Origin of the sequence: Paenibacillus hebaui (assembly GCF_051934385.1) — a bacterium.
Classification (GTDB): Bacteria; Bacillota; Bacilli; order Paenibacillales; family Paenibacillaceae; genus Paenibacillus.
Genome location: NZ_CP196836.1, coordinates 4,416,082 through 4,432,119, shown reverse-complemented (window position 1 = coordinate 4,432,119; position 16,038 = coordinate 4,416,082). Strand labels below are relative to the sequence as shown.

18 protein-coding genes are annotated in these 16,038 nt (G+C 47.0%); 17 read left to right on the top strand and 1 reads right to left on the bottom strand.

The features are described 5' to 3' along the window. Positions 1-133 precede the first annotated feature (133 nt). The 9 genes from rpsA to ACR32F_RS19525 all read left to right on the top strand — a co-directional run bounded on the left by rpsA (position 134) and on the right by ACR32F_RS19525 (position 7,141). On the top strand, positions 134-1,348 hold the full coding sequence (gene rpsA / locus ACR32F_RS19565) for a 30S ribosomal protein S1 (RefSeq protein ID WP_440109870.1): 1,215 nt from the start codon (positions 134-136) through the stop codon (positions 1,346-1,348). Positions 1,349-1,532: 184 nt separating this feature from the next. Further along, positions 1,533-2,855: a ribosome biogenesis GTPase Der gene (gene der, locus ACR32F_RS19560; protein WP_440109868.1), complete on the top strand. Its 1,323-nt coding sequence runs from the start codon at positions 1,533-1,535 to the stop codon at positions 2,853-2,855. A gap of 11 nt (positions 2,856-2,866) precedes the next feature. After that, a complete protein-coding gene (plsY, locus tag ACR32F_RS19555) occupies positions 2,867-3,490 on the top strand; it encodes a glycerol-3-phosphate 1-O-acyltransferase PlsY (protein ID WP_440109866.1) in 624 nt (207 codons plus the stop codon). Beyond that, a complete protein-coding gene (locus ACR32F_RS19550; RefSeq protein ID WP_440109864.1) occupies positions 3,483-4,523 on the top strand; it encodes an NAD(P)H-dependent glycerol-3-phosphate dehydrogenase in 1,041 nt (346 codons plus the stop codon). The genes plsY and ACR32F_RS19550 overlap by 8 nt, the downstream gene beginning before the upstream one ends. 102 nt (positions 4,524-4,625) lie before the next feature. Then, positions 4,626-4,901, top strand: a complete 276-nt coding sequence (locus ACR32F_RS19545) for a stage VI sporulation protein F (RefSeq protein ID WP_440109861.1) — start codon at positions 4,626-4,628, stop codon at positions 4,899-4,901. A gap of 172 nt (positions 4,902-5,073) precedes the next feature. Beyond that, positions 5,074-5,253, top strand: coding sequence for a DUF2768 family protein (locus tag ACR32F_RS19540; protein ID WP_017687688.1), 180 nt, complete (start codon positions 5,074-5,076; stop codon positions 5,251-5,253). Positions 5,254-5,339: 86 nt separating this feature from the next. Next, positions 5,340-5,957, top strand: a complete 618-nt coding sequence (locus tag ACR32F_RS19535) for a hypothetical protein (RefSeq protein WP_440109857.1) — start codon at positions 5,340-5,342, stop codon at positions 5,955-5,957. A gap of 18 nt (positions 5,958-5,975) precedes the next feature. Continuing rightward, positions 5,976-6,329 carry a 2Fe-2S iron-sulfur cluster-binding protein gene (locus tag ACR32F_RS19530; RefSeq protein ID WP_440109855.1) on the top strand — a complete coding sequence of 118 codons (354 nt, stop codon included), beginning with the start codon at positions 5,976-5,978 and terminating at the stop codon, positions 6,327-6,329. A gap of 35 nt (positions 6,330-6,364) precedes the next feature. After that, complete coding sequence (locus tag ACR32F_RS19525; protein WP_440109854.1) at positions 6,365-7,141, top strand: hypothetical protein; 777 nt, start codon at positions 6,365-6,367, stop codon at positions 7,139-7,141. Positions 7,142-7,285: 144 nt separating this feature from the next. Here ACR32F_RS19525 and ACR32F_RS19520 read toward each other — a convergent pair whose 3' ends face one another. Next, positions 7,286-7,675, bottom strand: a complete 390-nt coding sequence (locus tag ACR32F_RS19520; protein ID WP_440109852.1) for a tautomerase family protein — start codon at positions 7,673-7,675, stop codon at positions 7,286-7,288. Between the two features lie 465 nt (positions 7,676-8,140). Here ACR32F_RS19520 and spoIVA point away from each other — a divergent pair, with 465 nt between their 5' ends. The 8 genes from spoIVA to ACR32F_RS19480 all read left to right on the top strand — a co-directional run bounded on the left by spoIVA (position 8,141) and on the right by ACR32F_RS19480 (position 16,034). Next, positions 8,141-9,619: a stage IV sporulation protein A gene (spoIVA, locus tag ACR32F_RS19515; protein ID WP_440109850.1), complete on the top strand. Its 1,479-nt coding sequence runs from the start codon at positions 8,141-8,143 to the stop codon at positions 9,617-9,619. 220 nt (positions 9,620-9,839) lie between these two features. Further along, entirely contained in the window at positions 9,840-10,937 is a 1,098-nt protein-coding gene (locus ACR32F_RS19510) for a sugar ABC transporter substrate-binding protein (RefSeq protein ID WP_440109848.1), read from the top strand. 101 nt (positions 10,938-11,038) lie between these two features. Next, the gene (locus ACR32F_RS19505; RefSeq protein WP_440109846.1) at positions 11,039-12,556 is read left to right on the top strand and encodes a sugar ABC transporter ATP-binding protein; all 1,518 of its coding nucleotides are present in this window, start codon (positions 11,039-11,041) and stop codon (positions 12,554-12,556) included. Next, on the top strand, positions 12,553-13,539 hold the full coding sequence (locus tag ACR32F_RS19500; protein WP_440109844.1) for an ABC transporter permease: 987 nt from the start codon (positions 12,553-12,555) through the stop codon (positions 13,537-13,539). Before ACR32F_RS19505 ends, ACR32F_RS19500 begins: the two co-directional genes overlap by 4 nt. A 217-nt stretch (positions 13,540-13,756) precedes the next feature. Then, positions 13,757-14,029 (top strand): HU family DNA-binding protein, encoded by a 273-nt coding sequence (locus ACR32F_RS19495; RefSeq protein ID WP_105409322.1) that lies wholly within the window; start codon positions 13,757-13,759, stop codon positions 14,027-14,029. Positions 14,030-14,197: 168 nt separating this feature from the next. Then, positions 14,198-14,419 (top strand): trp RNA-binding attenuation protein MtrB, encoded by a 222-nt coding sequence (gene mtrB, locus ACR32F_RS19490; RefSeq protein WP_440109842.1) that lies wholly within the window; start codon positions 14,198-14,200, stop codon positions 14,417-14,419. Positions 14,420-14,517: 98 nt separating this feature from the next. Further along, positions 14,518-15,063 carry a hypothetical protein gene (locus tag ACR32F_RS19485; protein WP_440109840.1) on the top strand — a complete coding sequence of 182 codons (546 nt, stop codon included), beginning with the start codon at positions 14,518-14,520 and terminating at the stop codon, positions 15,061-15,063. A gap of 107 nt (positions 15,064-15,170) precedes the next feature. Beyond that, positions 15,171-16,034 (top strand): heptaprenyl diphosphate synthase component 1, encoded by an 864-nt coding sequence (locus ACR32F_RS19480; protein ID WP_440109838.1) that lies wholly within the window; start codon positions 15,171-15,173, stop codon positions 16,032-16,034. The last annotated feature ends 4 nt before the right edge of the window (positions 16,035-16,038 follow it).

The window sequence follows — 16,038 nt, the reverse complement described above, 5'->3', positions numbered from 1 at the left end:
CTGACAACTGAGTGCATGTTTCCATATTTTTGAGGGAAGCTAAGCAACGGTATTCAGTTATGAAAGTGTTTTGAACTCTGCTACAGGCAGGTTTGAATATAATGGGGTTTTTGAATTGAGGAGGGTATTTGACATGTCGGAAGAAATGAAAAATCAAGAAGCAACCCAAGATGAGTTGGATCAATTCGTTTCCTTGAAAAAAGGAGATACCGTAAAAGGAACCATCGTCAAATTGGAAGATAACCAAGCCTATGTGAGCATTGGATATAAATATGACGGTGTCATTCCAATTCGTGAACTGTCTTCTTTACACGTAGACAGCGCGTCTGATGCAGTTGAAGTTGGACAAGAAGTTGAAGCTAAAGTACTTAGCATCGATGACGAGAAAGAAAAACTCGTGTTGTCCAAACGTGCGATCGACAGCGAAAACGCTTGGGACGTATTGCAAAAGCACTTTGAAGATCAAGACGTATTCGAAGTAGTTGTAGCGGACGTTGTTAAAGGCGGTTTGGTAGCAGACGTGGGCGTACGCGGATTTATTCCGGCTTCCATGGTAGAGCGCCATTTCGTTGAAAATTTCAGCGACTACAAAGGACGCACATTGCGTGTTAAAGTGAAAGAGATCGACCGTGAGAACAACAAAGTGATCCTTTCCCAAAAAGACGTACTTGAGCAAGAATTCGAAGCAAACAAAGCTACGGTTATGGCTGGTTTGCAAGAAGGTCAAGTGATTGAAGGTACGGTACAACGTCTGACTCAATTCGGTGCATTTGTTGATGTAGGCGGAGTAGACGGTCTGGTTCACGTATCTGAGCTGGCTTGGACACACGTTGAAAAACCATCTGACGTTCTGTCTGAAGGTGATAAAGTTAACGTGAAAGTGCTGAAAGTTGATCCTGAAAAAGGTAAAATCAGCTTGAGCATGAAAGCTGTTCAACCAGGTCCTTGGGAAACAGCTGGCGACAAATTCAACTCCAGCGATATCGTAACAGGTGTTGTAAAACGTCTGGTTGATTTCGGTGCTTTTGTTGAAATCGCTCCTGGTGTTGAGGGACTTGTGCATATCTCGCAAATCTCCCACAAACACATCGGCACTCCTCACGAAGTGTTGAAAGAAGGTCAGGAAGTTCAAGTTAAGATCTTGGACATGAATCCTTCTGAGCAACGTGTAAGCCTGAGCATCAAGGAAACAGAAGAAGCTCCTGCCCAAACGCAAAAATCAGAAAGACCTGCTAGAAACAACGCTCCACGTGAAGAAATCAACAACCCGAACGTTTCCATGAGCAATCAAGGTCTGAGCATCACGCTTGGCGAACGTTTCGGTGACAAACTCAGCAAATTTAAATAAGTTAACAATGCATGGTTCTAAGTTAAATACTGCATATTTTGCTGAACAATAAAAGCAGGATCGGCGAGCCCAGGTGGGTTCGCCGATTGTTGTTATTGTGAGCATAAGGGTATGAAACGTTAGCCAAGACATATCTTTTTTGCTATGATGAGTATCGTAAGTATGGACAGGAGGAGTGGAATGTATGGCAAGACCCGTTGTGGCAATTGTCGGACGACCGAACGTGGGTAAATCCACCATTTTCAATCGGATCATCGGCGACAGACTGGCCATTGTGGAAGACAAGCCGGGCATTACCCGTGACCGGATTTACGGAATCGGTGAATGGAACGGTAAACCTTTCAGCATTATCGATACAGGTGGTATCGAAATTGACGGCGAGGACGTCATTTTAAAATCAATCCGGATGCAGGCAGAGCTCGCCATTGAAGAAGCGGATGTTATTGTGTTCATGTGTGATGCAAAAGCAGGGATTACACAATCTGATGAAGAAGTCGCAGAGATGTTGTACCGCTCAGGTAAGCCTATCGTTGTAGCCGTTAACAAAGTGGATAATATTGGGCGCAGTGAGCTCATTTATGAGTTTTATGGGTTTGGATTTGGTGATCCCATTGGAATATCAGGAAGTCATGGTACGGGTGTAGGTGACTTGCTGGATGCCATCGTGGAGAAATTGCCAGAACTTGAGGAAGAGACTTACGATGACGATGTCATTCGTGTAGCTCTAATCGGACGTCCTAACGTGGGTAAATCTTCGTTGGTGAACGCCATTCTGGGTGAAGAACGTGTTATTGTCAGTGACGTAGCCGGGACAACCCGTGACGCCATTGATACTCCGTTTGAAAAAGACGGGCAGCGCTATGTGCTGATCGATACAGCAGGTATGCGTAAACGCGGTAAAGTCTATGAAACGACTGAGAAATACAGCGTAATGCGTGCCATGCGTGCCATTGAGCGTGCGGATGTCGTTCTGATTGTCATTAATGGTGAAGAAGGCATTATTGAGCAGGACAAGCATATCGCAGGTTATGCATTCGAAGCAGGGAAAGCGTCTTTGTTCGTCGTGAACAAATGGGACGTTGTAGAGAAGCATGACAAAACGATGAAAGAATTTGAACAAAAAATTCGGGATCACTTCCTGTTTATGACGTATGCGCCAGTTGTATTTTTGTCAGCCCTGACAAAACAACGCTTACAAAAATTGTTACCGGTTGTGCAACGTGTAGCACAGCAGCATTCGTTACGTGTGCAGACTCATCTGCTTAACGATGTCCTGTCTGATGCGGTTGCTATTAATCCGCCGCCAACAGACAAAGGACGCAGAATGAGAATTAACTATGTGACTCAGGTTGCAGTTAAACCTCCGACCATGGTTATCTTTGTGAACGACCCGGAATTGATGCACTTCTCGTATGAGCGCTATTTGGAGAATAAAATCCGTGCAGCGTTTGATTTTGAAGGCACACCAATTCGCATATTCACTCGGAAGAAGTCCGACGAAGGTTAGGGGAGAAGTATGTGATTTTACAAATCGCAGCGATTGTACTGAGCTACCTGCTCGGTTCAATCAGCTTTAGTGTGCTCCTTGCAAAAGCGTTACGGGGAATTGACATCCGTCAGCACGGAAGTGGAAACGCAGGGGCTACCAATACGTTGCGTATATTGGGTAAGGGACCAGCAATTCTGGTTCTTCTGTTGGATGTACTCAAAGGGATTGCGGCCGTATGGATTGGAATTTGGTTCAGCAATGGTTCCGAATGGGTCCCTGCACTTAGTGGTATAGCTGCCATCGCAGGACATAACTGGCCGCTTTACTTCCGTTTCCGCGGGGGAAAAGGAATCGCGACAGCGATCGGTGTACTTGTGACTCTAGCTTTTATTCCTGCGCTATGCGCTGGAGTTTTTGCCATTCTGTCGATCGTAGTGACACGATATGTTTCGCTCGGTTCCCTGATTTTTGTAGCTTTGACACCGATCTTCATCCTGGTACTGCCCGGATATTCAACGAATCTCTTCTGGGGAAGTCTGATTATTTGTCTGTTTGCGTTCTGGAGACATCGTACCAATATTGCGAAGCTCGCCAAAGGACAGGAAAATAAATTGGGATCGAAAAACCCTGGAGGGGGAAAACGCGTTGTCTAAAAAAGTTGCTGTTCTGGTTGCAGGCAGTTGGGGAACTGCACTTGCCAGTGTATTGGCTGCCAATGAACTGGATGTGATGATGTGGACACGTGGTGAAGAGCAGGCGGCTGAGATCAATAACCAACATACCAACAGTCGCTTCCTTCCCGATGCAGAGCTGTCAGTGCGTATTCAGGCAACTACGGATATGGCAGCGGCAGTTGAAGGGGCTTCGGCCGTGTTAATTGTTGCTCCGTCGTCAGCCATGCGTTCGGTTGCCCATCAGTTCAAGGCTTATTATAAGCCGGAAATGTTAATCATTCATGCAACCAAGGGTTTTGAGACGGAAAGCTTGAAACGAATGTCCACGGTCATTTCGGAGGAACTCGAATGTGAAGAAGGGCGTGTCGTTGTGCTTTCTGGCCCAAGTCATGCAGAAGAAGTTGTTAAGCGTTGTCCAACGACAGTTGTTGTGGCTTCACTGGATAAAGCTTCTGCTGAGGCAGCTCAAGGGTTGTTTATGAATGCCTATTTCCGTGTGTATACGAATCGCGATATGATTGGGGTTGAACTGGCTGGAGCCTTCAAGAATATTATCGCGCTTGGTGCAGGCATGTCGGACGGCCTTCATTTTGGTGACAATGCCAAAGCAGCGTTGTTAACACGTGGCTTGGCTGAAATCACTCGCATAGGTGTGGAAATGGGAGCAAATCCGCTTACGTTTTCCGGACTTGCAGGGGTCGGCGATCTGGTCGTGACCGCGACAAGTCAGCACAGCCGGAACTGGAGAGCAGGCTCCATGCTGGGGCAAGGACAGAAGCTGGATGATGTTTTGAATTCCATGGGCATGGTTGTGGAAGGAATTCGGACCACGCAGGCCGCCTATTTTATTTCTCAGAAATACGGTGTGCAAATGCCAATTGCTGATCAGCTGTATCATGTTCTTTTTCAGGAGAGAAAACCGCGAGATGCGGTGGAAGCCTTGATGGGACGTGATCCCAAGACCGAAATGGAAATCATGACGCTTGAAACCTGGGAGCAATGGCATTCCTGATTGAGGCAGCTTACGCAAACTTTATGAAATGAGAAGCTTATTCACCTTTCCTTTGGTGCACTCATACTATACACATGAGTATTACCGGAGGAGGGGAGACGAATGGGTAACAACATTTCCAAGGATGCGCTGAAAGCGATCAACAAAAAAACAGGCAAAGCGATAACGGAAGGCGCCGTCAAGAAATTGGCAAGCACAGTGAAACCATCCACGATCCAAAATGAAGCTCAGTTGCGCCAACTGATCAAGCAAGTATCTGCTATGGCGAAAGTTCCGGTATCTGAGGATACGGTTCAGGATATTGTGAGTGCTGTCAAAAAGAGCGGATTAAACCCAAACAGTATGGAATCATTAATGAAAATGATGATGAAAAAATAATAGATCGCGCCTGCTCATGCAGGTGATCCAGCAAGACAAAAAGACGAGTCGGCTTCTGCCGACTTGCTTTTTGTCTTTTTTTTGGAAAGCTGGGCTAAGTTTCGTGTTATAATAGTTGCAATTGTCACAGTGTCAGTGATGAATAACGGACTGAAGGGGAGACTGCTGGATTATGAGCGCAATGGACAAGATGTGGCTGTCATTGGTCGCCATCCTCATTATGGGACTATCTGTATTCCTAATTACGTTTGCTCGTGCCAAAACAAAAGGCATTGTACGGGGGATACTTTCTTTAATTGCATTTCTGATTATGCTGATTGGCTTTTTTGGCGGAATAGCTTCTCTGACCTGATCTTTCTTGCCTGAGAGAGATTACATCCGCATAGACACATCATAAGAACTGACACAACGAAAACGGATGAGGGGGAAGGTGAGCCTATGGGGCCGCATGAAACGGAGGATCGGACAGAGCACTATCCGGAATTACACGCGGCTTTGCTGGAGACGGCCAAAGCCTGGAACACAGCGCCTCATACATGGTTGCTCGGAGGAAGCTGTGGGCTGTTACTACAGCAGGTGGAGCTGCAACAAGCGCCTAGGGATATAGACATTTACGCGGATATCGCTGCAGCGAAGGAATTACATAAATCTGCGCCTGGAATGGTGCTGGACGAGCCTGTTGTAGATAAGACAGGACCTTACGCCTCGCTGCTCAGTCATTATCAAGTGGGTAACTGTGCCTTGGAGCTGGTTGGTGGTTTTGAAGTGTGGTCACGAAAAAGCTGGTATCGTATTGAAATTGAACATGTGCTGGCTCAGCATGCAGCTGAAGCCCAGATTGGCCCATATACGTTACGACTGATGCCGCTCGCTCATGAACTGCTGTTTAACCTGTTGAGAGGTCGCTCGGATCGTTATGAACCCATTGCGAGACAGATTCGCCAGAATCCACAGTCACATCAGCCTCTGATGGATTTGTTGGGACGGCAGAATGTATGGACAAGCCGATTCAGAGCAGAAGTGGAAGAGCTTGTTGGATTCGAATGGCCTCAGTAGGCTGAGGGAGGAAAAGGCATGGATTACGTGATTACATTTTTACCACAAAATAAAACGATCCGGCTTAAGCCGGGGGTGACACTGTTAAACGCGGCACGTCGCGCGGGCGTGAAGATAACGACCCGATGTGATGGCAAGGCCGCCTGCCTGATGTGTAAGGTGAAAGTGGACGAGCAGCACCTTGCGGCCTTGCAACCACCAACGGATGCAGAAAAGCGTAAGCTCGGTTCGCTGCTGGATGCGGGGACTCGCCTGGCTTGCCAAGCCAAGGTCAATGGATCGGTATCGGTTCATGTTCCGGAGGACCCGCTCAAGGCAGCGATTCGTAAACAATTGGAACGTCAACAGCAGGAAGAGGACGACTGGTTCTAAGATGACCTGAATGAAACGATTCAAGGAGGATACGGATGAACGAGAATAAAATGAAGTACCCGAAGGTAAGCGGACGGAGGCGTCAGGTGCAGCAGATGTCCAGTCTGCTGTTATTCCTGCTGTTTGCTTTTACAGCGAGTGGGTGCATGTACCAATCCCAGAGTAGTAATACCGATCCCAAAATAGCGGAGAGCGTGAGCCGTATCCAGAGTGCAGTAGACGCATTCCAACAGGATCAAGGGATTTTGCCTATGATCAATGCGGATTTGAAAACGCCTAAGTATGAAAAATTCAGAGTAGATCTGTCTAAGCTGAAACAGCAGGGGTATTTGGATGAAATCCCAGGAACCGCATTTGAAAGTGGTGGTAGCGCTTACTTCCTCATTCAGGATGAAGAAGTGAAACCTACGGTTAAGGTTATGGACTTACAAACCGTGCAGAAAGTAAATGATGTTCAGCGAATGGTCAATCAATATAAGTCCGTACATAACAATCAACTGCCAAGTGGGGAAGAACGATATCCGGGTTTATATGCTGTAGATATGAAACAAGCTGCACAGGCTGGTGCTCCTGAGGTTACGCTGAATAGTGTATATTCGGGGCAGGAGTTACCTTTCATGATGGATGATGAAGGGAATGTCTATGTTGATTATGCTTTTGACATTATGCAGGCTGTGGAGAAGTCCGATAACCCGCCAACAAAGGATGAAGATGTTCGGGATTTCCTATTGGAACATTCCTACTTCGTCCCTGTAAAATCGGTAAGCTATACTTGGCAAAATAATAGCCCGCTGGCACAGCCTAATGAATGAGCACATTCGATTCGAATGATGTAATAGGTTGAAATAGGCCTAAGGGTCAAAAAAGAGATATTCCGTATCACGGGATATCTCTTTTGATATATAAGGTGGTTCATAAGTTCATACTTCACGAAATGCCTAGTCTGACTTCCGTCTCTAGATTTTAACTTTATAAGACAAGTCAAGTTCGTCACCAGGCAACCCGCGAATACCCCAGTGACTGCGCGGCGTTTCAAATAGGGTAATTTCCACATCATGCGGGGATAGCTTCAATTGTTCATTTAGCTGTGCAAATAATTGCTGTATCAGTTCTCTTTTAACTTCGTCAGTTCGTCCCTCGAACATGCTGATCTCAATAATGGTATACGCTATTGAACGATCTGGAGGGAAAAGAAAATCCTCCGTCTCCATCGGGAAATAACGTTGAAACTTTTTGTTCTCCGGCAAACCCAAGACACCCATCATAACGGAGTGTATGACTTGTGAAAGCTGCTCTTTCAATGGGTTAAGGTGTACACTTATTCCATAGACTTTGATCTGTGCCATGCTCATCTCACCTTTCTCAACTCGTTATGTCATCTACTCAACTCTGCTATGCTCTGTGGAAAATACGTTCCTCCTCATTATAACTTCTTCGCTGCTGACCGGGTACACCAAATACAAAATAAAGAAGCAGCATAAATGCTTCGCCGCGTACATAAAGTAGATTGAAATAAAGACGCGCAGTCCGAGAGCGGAGCGATTTTCTTAAGGTCACTACCTTGAGAAAAAAACAAAAATACGCGTCATAATGCTGCATACGGATACATAAGATGATACTAGTCCAATTGCATGTACGAGTTAACGCCGCTCTCGCCGGTTTCATCAGAATGCAACGTTCGGCGGCGGACGACTTCCGGGCACTCACAAAGGCGGCTCTACCGTTGCAGGGATTTCAGTCTTCTGATTGAAAAAACGAAGCGGATGCTCTTTAGCATTTTTCCTTCGGAGTAATTTAGGGAGGGGATTTCATTGGAGAAAGTGGACATTTTTAAGGACATAGCCGAGCGGACCGGAGGGGATATCTATCTCGGGGTTGTCGGCGCAGTCCGGACGGGTAAATCAACATTTATCAAACGTTTCATGGAAACAATCGTCTTGCCGAACATCACAAACGAGGCAGACCGTGGGCGTGCAGTGGATGAACTCCCTCAAAGTGCCGCAGGCAAAACGATCATGACAACGGAGCCGAAATTCGTACCCAATAACGCGGTTCAGATCAAGGTCGCCGAAGGACTCGATGTCAATGTGCGCCTTGTGGATTGTGTAGGTTACGCGGTGGAAGGAGCCAAGGGTTACGAGGACGAGAATGGTCCGCGCATGATCTCCACACCTTGGTTCGAAGAACCCATTCCTTTTCAGGAAGCAGCGGAGATTGGCACACGCAAAGTCATTCAGGAGCACTCTACGCTGGGTGTAGTGGTCACAACTGACGGCACAATTGCAGAGATTGCCCGCAGTTCCTATGTGGAATCCGAAGAACGGGTCATTGCTGAACTGAAAGAAGTGGGCAAACCGTTTGTACTGATTATCAACTCTACCCGCCCTCGCAGTGAAGAAGCGTTGCAGTTGCGCAGTGAGCTTGCTGCCAAATATGACATTCCGGTCATGACCCTCAGTGCAGCAACAATGACAGAAGATGATGTGACAGGTGTCCTTCGTGAAGTACTCTATGAGTTCCCTGTTCATGAGGTGAATGTGAACCTGCCGAGCTGGGTGATGGTCCTCAATGAAACTCACTGGCTGCGCAGCAACTACGAAAATTCCGTGCGTGATACTGTGAAGGATATTCGCAGGCTGCGTGACGTGGATCGGGTTGTCGCTCAGTTCATGGAGTATGAATTCATCGACCGTGCAGGTCTCAGCGGTATGAACATGGGTCAGGGTGTAGCAGAAATCGATCTGTACGCACCGGATGAATTATACGATCAGATCCTTGTGGAAGTGGTCGGTATTGAGATCCGGGGTAAGGATCATCTGCTGCAACTGATGCAGGAATTCTCTCATGCCAAGAAAGAGTATGATCGCTTCGCAGAAGCGCTGGAGATGGTCAAAACAACTGGGTACGGCATTGCGGCTCCATCTCTTGCTGAAATGGCACTGGATGAACCTGAGCTCATCCGGCAAGGCACGAAATTCGGCGTCCGCCTGAAAGCGACCGCACCATCCATTCACATGATCCGGGTTGACGTGGAATCGGAGTTCGCACCGATTATCGGAACGGAGAAGCAGAGTGAGGAACTGGTGAGGTACTTGATGCAGGACTTCGAGAACGATCCAATCAAGGTATGGGATTCAGATATGTTCGGTCGTTCGCTGCACTCCATCGTGAGAGAAGGCATTCAGGGTAAAATTGCGATGATGCCAGATAATGCAAGATACAAACTGCAAGAGACGTTGGGACGTATCATTAACGAAGGTTCAGGTGGTTTGATCGCCATCATTCTGTAATCCCAAAAGATCGTAAGGGCCCCCCCTTGCGGTCTTTTTCTTGCTTACATTTTTCTTGATTCTGGATGAAATGGATGCGAAGTTGAATGTTACAAAAAAAATTTAGCAAGTTTTAGCTTTAAATTACTAAAACCCATTTACATACTAGGGATTAGTCGTTATATTAATATTCAACGATTGTGATCGAGATCACAGAGAGCGCGAATAGGGGGAGACAGAGATGAAAAAGAAAGATACAAAATGGGTATGGTTGAGTATGTTACTTGTATTCACACTGGCACTTTCTGCTTGCGGGATTAAAAAAGAACCCGCTTCGACTACAGCCTCGGGAACCGCTGAGGACAAGCCCAAGACTGAAGCAGTCACAGGCGCACTCAGTGGCAAGCGAGTCGCTTTAATTATGGAATTTAATACGGGTACCTTCTCACAGCAATATGTGCAAGGGGTCAAAGAAGAAATTGAAAAATTCGGTGGAGAACTGACCACGTTTGTTGCCGATAATGATAAAGCCAAGATGGTGTCGTTGCTTGATAGCGCGATTAACCAGAAATTCGATGCTATCCTGACGGATCACGGGGATTCCCTGCTGGAGCCGGGTGTGAAAAAGGCTGTAGAGCAGAATATTCCGGTTGTTGTGTTTGATGCAGACATTAGTGTTCCCGGAGCTACGGTGTTGTCACAGGATGATCAGAAGATGGCTGAGCTGACACTGGAGCAAATGAAAAAAGATATCAATGGAAAAGGGAACATCGTAAAAGTATGGGTGGCAGGCTTCGCACCGATGGAACGTCGTCAAATTGCCTATGACAAGTTCATGAAAGAAAACACGGATATTAAGGAGATTGCCACATTTGGTTCTGCACAGAACCCGGCACTGGATACACAGGCCAAAATGGAGGCCATCCTCAAACAGTATCCAAAAGGCGAGATTACAGCAGTATGGACTGCTTGGGATGAGTTCGCCAAAGGTGCGGCACGTGCCATTCAGCAAGCCGGGCGTGATGAGATCAAAGTGTATGGTATCGACATGAGTGACGAGGATTTGCAAATGATTCAGGACCCGAAAAATCCTTGGGTTGCTTCAGCTGCTGTTGATCCAACTGATATTGGCCGTGTACAGGTTCGTTATGCGTATCAGAAGCTAAATGGGGATGAAGCTGAAGATCAAGTCGTTCTCAATCCGGTTTATGTACAGCGTGAGGCACTGCCTGACAAACAAATCTCCACTTCGGAATTGTCCGAGTACGTTGAAGGTTGGGGAGGAAGCACACAAGGAATCAAGGACTGGATGAAAGAATACGGAATTACTGCTAAATAAAGCAGCGTAAGGGAGGCGCGCCGCAGGGCGCGCTTTTTCCAACTTAAAAGATATGTGAGAACAGTGATACTCCCAGAGGGAAATGATTGGAGGTTTACATCATGAATGCTGCACCGATTCTGCTTCAAATGGAACATATCCACAAGCAGTTTGCAGGTATTCCTGCACTGAAAGATGTTGAGTTCTCTGTAAAAGGCGGAGAGATTCATGCGCTGCTGGGTGCGAATGGTGCCGGGAAGAGCACTTTGATGAAGATTCTGTCTGGTGCCTATCAGCTGGATCAGGGAACCATTCGCTTGAGTGGACAAACCCTTCATCTGACTTCTCCAGGAGAGGCCAAGGCAAGCGGTATCCACTGTGTATATCAGGAAGTGGATGCTGCATTGGTACCCCAATTGACGGCTGCTGAGAACATCATGCTGGACCAACTGGCCTCGCCTGGTGGCGGCTGGTGGAAGAGTCCGCGGAAGCTGCAACAGCGTGCTGCTGAAGCTCTGAAGCAATTAGGGGCGGACATATCCGTTCACCAAAAAGTAGCCGACCTGACACTTGCTGAGAAACAGATGATTCTGCTCGCACGCATCCTCATTCAGGATGCCAAGGTCATTATTTTTGATGAACCGACCGCACCGTTGAGCCGAGAAGAAACCGATGCGTTTTTCCGGATTGTGCATCTGCTGAAAGATCGTGGCGTTGCCTGTATTTTCATTACTCACCGTCTTCCTGAAGTTACAGGCCACTGTGATCGCGTTACCGTCATGAGAGATGGTCAACATGTGTTTACTGGTGAGGCACGGGAGCTGACGATCAACGATCTGGTCACACAGATGTTGGGCAAACCCTTTGAAGAGGAATTTCCGAAGACGGAAGCTCCTGTTGGTGAACTTTTGCTGGAGGCACATGGACTTCGTCGTGGGGTCAGAGTCAAAGGGGTAGACCTGTCTGTTCGTCGAGGTGAAGTGCTTGCTGTGGTAGGTCTTGTAGGCGCTGGCAAAACGGAATGTTCCCGCCTGCTGATTGGCGCAGATCGGTTGGAGGGAGGCGAGATTCGGCTTAAAAACCGTGATCTCCGCTTGTCTCAGCCCGCTGATGCTGCGGCTCTGGGGATTGTTTCTGTGCCGGAGGAACGCCGTAAGCAAGGCATTTTGATTCAGGAAAATGTGGAACGGAATTTAAGTCTGCCTTTACTGGGACGCCTGAGCACATTGGGATTTGTGAGTCGAAAGCGTGAGCGTAAGAACGCGGAATCATTGGTGCAGCAACTTGGCATCAAGACTTCCTCCGTGAGGCAGGAAGTAAAATATTTAAGTGGAGGTAATCAGCAGAAAGTAGCCATTGGCAAATGGTTGAATGCGGAAGCTGACGTCTTTATATTTGATGAACCGACAAAGGGCGTTGATATTGGCGCAAAAAGCGATATTTTTCGCATCATTAACGAACTGGCTTTGGCTGGCAAAGCTATCATCTATTTCACGTGTGAACTGGATGAAGGATTGGGTATAGGTGACCGGATTGCAGTCATGTGTGAAGGGACCATTGTCAAAGAATTCAAACGGGGCGAGACTAACCAAGAACAGCTGCTATACTACGCAAGCGGTGGACAAGAGGTGCAAGCATGAAGGATAAATCATTGGATTTTGCGTTCCGTTATGGCGCGATCATCGTTATTATTGGGGTTATTGCATATTTTGGCATTAAATTGCCTTATTTCTTTACGTACAGTAACATGACTGATATTTTGGGCTCAATCTCCATTGTGACGTTTGTAGCAATCGGTGTTACCTTATCTCTCATAGTGGATGGATTTGATCTTTCGGTGGGAGCAACTGTCTCTCTGACGACTGTCGTTACAGCTTCTTTAATGATCTGGTATCAGCAACCGTTGGCCGTTGTAATTATTGTTCCCCTTATCATCGGGGCAGTGATTGGCCTGCTCAATGCTTTGCTGATCGTGAAACTGCGTATCCCGGATCTGTTGGCTACGCTTGCCACGATGTACATCATTGGAGGTATTCACAAAACGTACGCTCAAGGATACACTATCTATAACCATATGCAGTTTCCTGATGGGAGCAAGGCTGCCGGAGAGATGGACCCGGCATTTCTGCAGCTTGGGCAGGGGAAATGGCTGGGAATGCCGATATCGGTCATCCTGTTGCTCATTGCTGTGATCGGGGTGCATATCTTTTTGACGTATACGAAGTATGGGCGCCAGATGTACGTTACGGGTGGCAATGAAGAAGCGGCACGGCTGTCTGGCATCAAGGTGAAAAAAGTGCGTACACTCGCTTATGTGGCAGCTGGAGTATTTGCTGCAATCGGCGGGATCATCTATGCATCCAAAGTAGGATCAGGGCAAATTGATGCCGGATCTCCGTTGTTAATGGAATCGGTAGCCGCAGTATTTGTCGGATTCTCCGTATTTGGCGCGGGTAAGCCAAACGTGATTGGAACATTCATTGGGTCGGTATTGATTGGTGTACTTGTAAACGGATTGACGATGATGAACGTACAGTATTTCACGCATGATATTGTAAAAGGTGGGGTTCTCGTGCTGGCCCTGGCGGTTACATTTTACGTCTTAAACCGCAACCGCACTTGAAATTGTGTGCTGTCTGTATTAGTATGAAATTTGTTCGGCGTCTGGAACGCCGTTGGTTTCAGGCGATATTCTGCCGGAAATGACTGTTGACCGTAGGCAGAGATTTGTGTTCATCGCTCAAGATGTACGTAGATTTTTTGCGTATGAACGTATATTTCGCTATAAAACGGAAACACAGTATAACATTCAGGACATTGATTCAGGAGGTGAAAAACAAATGAACAAATCAGACTTGATTACAAACGTATCCGAAGCGACTGAATTGTCCAAGAAAGATGTAACGAAAGCGGTTGATGCCGTATTCGAAGCAATCGCTGAGGCTCTTCAAAGCGGAGATAAAGTACAATTGGTTGGTTTTGGGAACTTCGAAGTTCGCGAGCGCTCTGCACGTAAAGGACGCAACCCGCAAACAGGTGAAGAAATCGAAATTCCTGCGAGCAAAATTCCTGCATTCAAACCAGGTAAAGCGCTCAAAGACGGAATTAAATAAGATTTCTACATATTCCATATGTCGACCAAAAGACCGTGACTTGTTCACGGCCTTTTCTTTTGCCCTTTAACGTTGTTTCTTGCGGTTTTTCGCATAAGGCGCTGGTTGACAAATGAAATAAAATTTATCATCATTAACGCTATCGAACTAGAGAAGGGGACGTGCGTGATGGATCAACCAACCGGCAATGATTATATCGTAATTAAGGCAGAGGAAAATGGTGTCCAGGTGATCGGCTTAACCCGAGGTCAGGATACACGCTTTCATCATACCGAGAAGCTGGACAAGGGAGAAGTCATGTTTGCCCAGTTTACGACTCATACTTCAGCCATCAAAATCCGGGGCAAAGCCACGCTGATTACCAAGCATGGACAGATTCAGTCGGAATAATGAAAATTGCAGGCATAGCCTGCTTTTTTTCATTGTACAATGAGGTATGAGCCTTTACCGGACAGACTACACTAACAGGTAAGGGCAGGGAGGCATTTATGAAACCGCGGATGATCGTAATTGCTTCAATGCTGGCAACGGTTGCGGCGGTTCTTCTGCTTGTTGCCATACAAACCTTACATATGCGTACATGGGGCGGAGAAAGTGTACAACCGGTCTCGGCAGCACACCATCCCATCCAGTTAACGGACAACAATCTGGTGGACGTGTTAAGTACCATGGAACTATCCACACCCATTACGAGAGTGGAGTGGAAACAATCGATTTTGACACTCGACCTGAAAGTTACCGGAACGGGCACCAGTTATACCGAAATCTATGGTAATATGGCCACTGTAGCTGATCTTGGCTTTCGAAGTCTGGAAAATGTGAATCAGGTGCTGTTACGTGTGATGGCGGAGGACGAATGGCTCCACAAAAGGCATTTGTTAATCGCTGCTGATATTCGCCGTGGAGAGTGGCCTATGTATGCAATCGAAACGCTGCGGAACTGGGAAAGTCCGACTCTCTCGGACGAATTGAAGGACTGGTTTCACATGATGGAGACCGAACTCTGGAAGAAGCAATTCGAAATGACAAGTTAGGGGTAATAGAATAGCAGGATTCAGTGCGTGCCCGATAAACATATGCTATAATATATAAGATTGTAGTGCAGAAATGGTATAACAATGCAAAGGCTCGGAGGCTGAGAATGAATTCATATCGCGTACCCCAACTAGCAAAGAAATATACGGATTACGACATGATTCGACAACATACGGAAATCCCATCATTTCCTGATAGCCGGGCACGTCTGCTGCAGGTATTTGTGGGCCGCACAGATGAAAAGGTGCATGATGAGCTCTATGCTCTCGCAACCTCGCTCGTACAGTTGGCCATGGATACGCATGATCGAATCGATACGATATCTGGAGAGCGAAGAGAACTGGAAATGCGTTCACGCCAGTTGAATGTACTTGCCGGAGATTATTTAAGCAGTCGATTCTATCAGTTGCTTGCCCATGCAGGCAGAATTGAAATGATCGGCAAACTCAGTGCTGCTGTATCCAAAGTGAACGCACGCAAGATGACGCTGTATGAACGAATGAAGAAGCTTCTCGTTTCGCCTGAAGAATACTTGCGTGAAACGGTGCAGCTGAAGATGCAGCTGTTTCTTTCTTTTACAGGCATGATTGCGGAAAATGAACAGTCCTTATGGAACAGTCTGCTTACGGAATTCAGTTGCTGCGAAACGCTTGTGGAAGAGCTGGGACGGATGAATGACGAACGGAGCTTTCTCCACAGTTATGCTTTCTGGCATATTAACGAGCACGGTAATGACGACGAGCGGAAACGGCTTCGTCAGCCGGAGCCGGATTCACGGGCATGGAATGGCATGGTGCTCAGACATCGGACCCGCGAGGTTATGCTGGACAAGCTTCGCGAGTGTACACACCGCATACAGCTATTGCTGCAAGACGAGGAAGATCGATTAGGCTTGCGTGAGTTTGATGCAATCCTGGAGCCTTACCTGACGTATTTGCAGCCATCCCATGCGGCAGTAAGGGAAGATTGAGGGG

Coding starts and splice junctions, on each gene's coding strand:
- rpsA (WP_440109870.1), top strand. CDS start 134: ATGTCGGAAGAAATGAAAAATCAAGAAGCAACCCAAGATGAGTTGGAT.
- der (WP_440109868.1), top strand. CDS start 1,533: ATGGCAAGACCCGTTGTGGCAATTGTCGGACGACCGAACGTGGGTAAA.
- ACR32F_RS19545 (WP_440109861.1), top strand. CDS start 4,626: ATGGGTAACAACATTTCCAAGGATGCGCTGAAAGCGATCAACAAAAAA.
- ACR32F_RS19540 (WP_017687688.1), top strand. CDS start 5,074: ATGAGCGCAATGGACAAGATGTGGCTGTCATTGGTCGCCATCCTCATT.
- ACR32F_RS19535 (WP_440109857.1), top strand. CDS start 5,340: ATGGGGCCGCATGAAACGGAGGATCGGACAGAGCACTATCCGGAATTA.
- ACR32F_RS19530 (WP_440109855.1), top strand. CDS start 5,976: ATGGATTACGTGATTACATTTTTACCACAAAATAAAACGATCCGGCTT.
- ACR32F_RS19525 (WP_440109854.1), top strand. CDS start 6,365: ATGAACGAGAATAAAATGAAGTACCCGAAGGTAAGCGGACGGAGGCGT.
- ACR32F_RS19520 (WP_440109852.1), bottom strand. CDS start 7,675: ATGGCACAGATCAAAGTCTATGGAATAAGTGTACACCTTAACCCATTG.
- ACR32F_RS19510 (WP_440109848.1), top strand. CDS start 9,840: ATGAAAAAGAAAGATACAAAATGGGTATGGTTGAGTATGTTACTTGTA.
- ACR32F_RS19505 (WP_440109846.1), top strand. CDS start 11,039: ATGAATGCTGCACCGATTCTGCTTCAAATGGAACATATCCACAAGCAG.
- ACR32F_RS19500 (WP_440109844.1), top strand. CDS start 12,553: ATGAAGGATAAATCATTGGATTTTGCGTTCCGTTATGGCGCGATCATC.
- ACR32F_RS19495 (WP_105409322.1), top strand. CDS start 13,757: ATGAACAAATCAGACTTGATTACAAACGTATCCGAAGCGACTGAATTG.
- mtrB (WP_440109842.1), top strand. CDS start 14,198: ATGGATCAACCAACCGGCAATGATTATATCGTAATTAAGGCAGAGGAA.
- ACR32F_RS19485 (WP_440109840.1), top strand. CDS start 14,518: ATGAAACCGCGGATGATCGTAATTGCTTCAATGCTGGCAACGGTTGCG.
- ACR32F_RS19480 (WP_440109838.1), top strand. CDS start 15,171: ATGAATTCATATCGCGTACCCCAACTAGCAAAGAAATATACGGATTAC.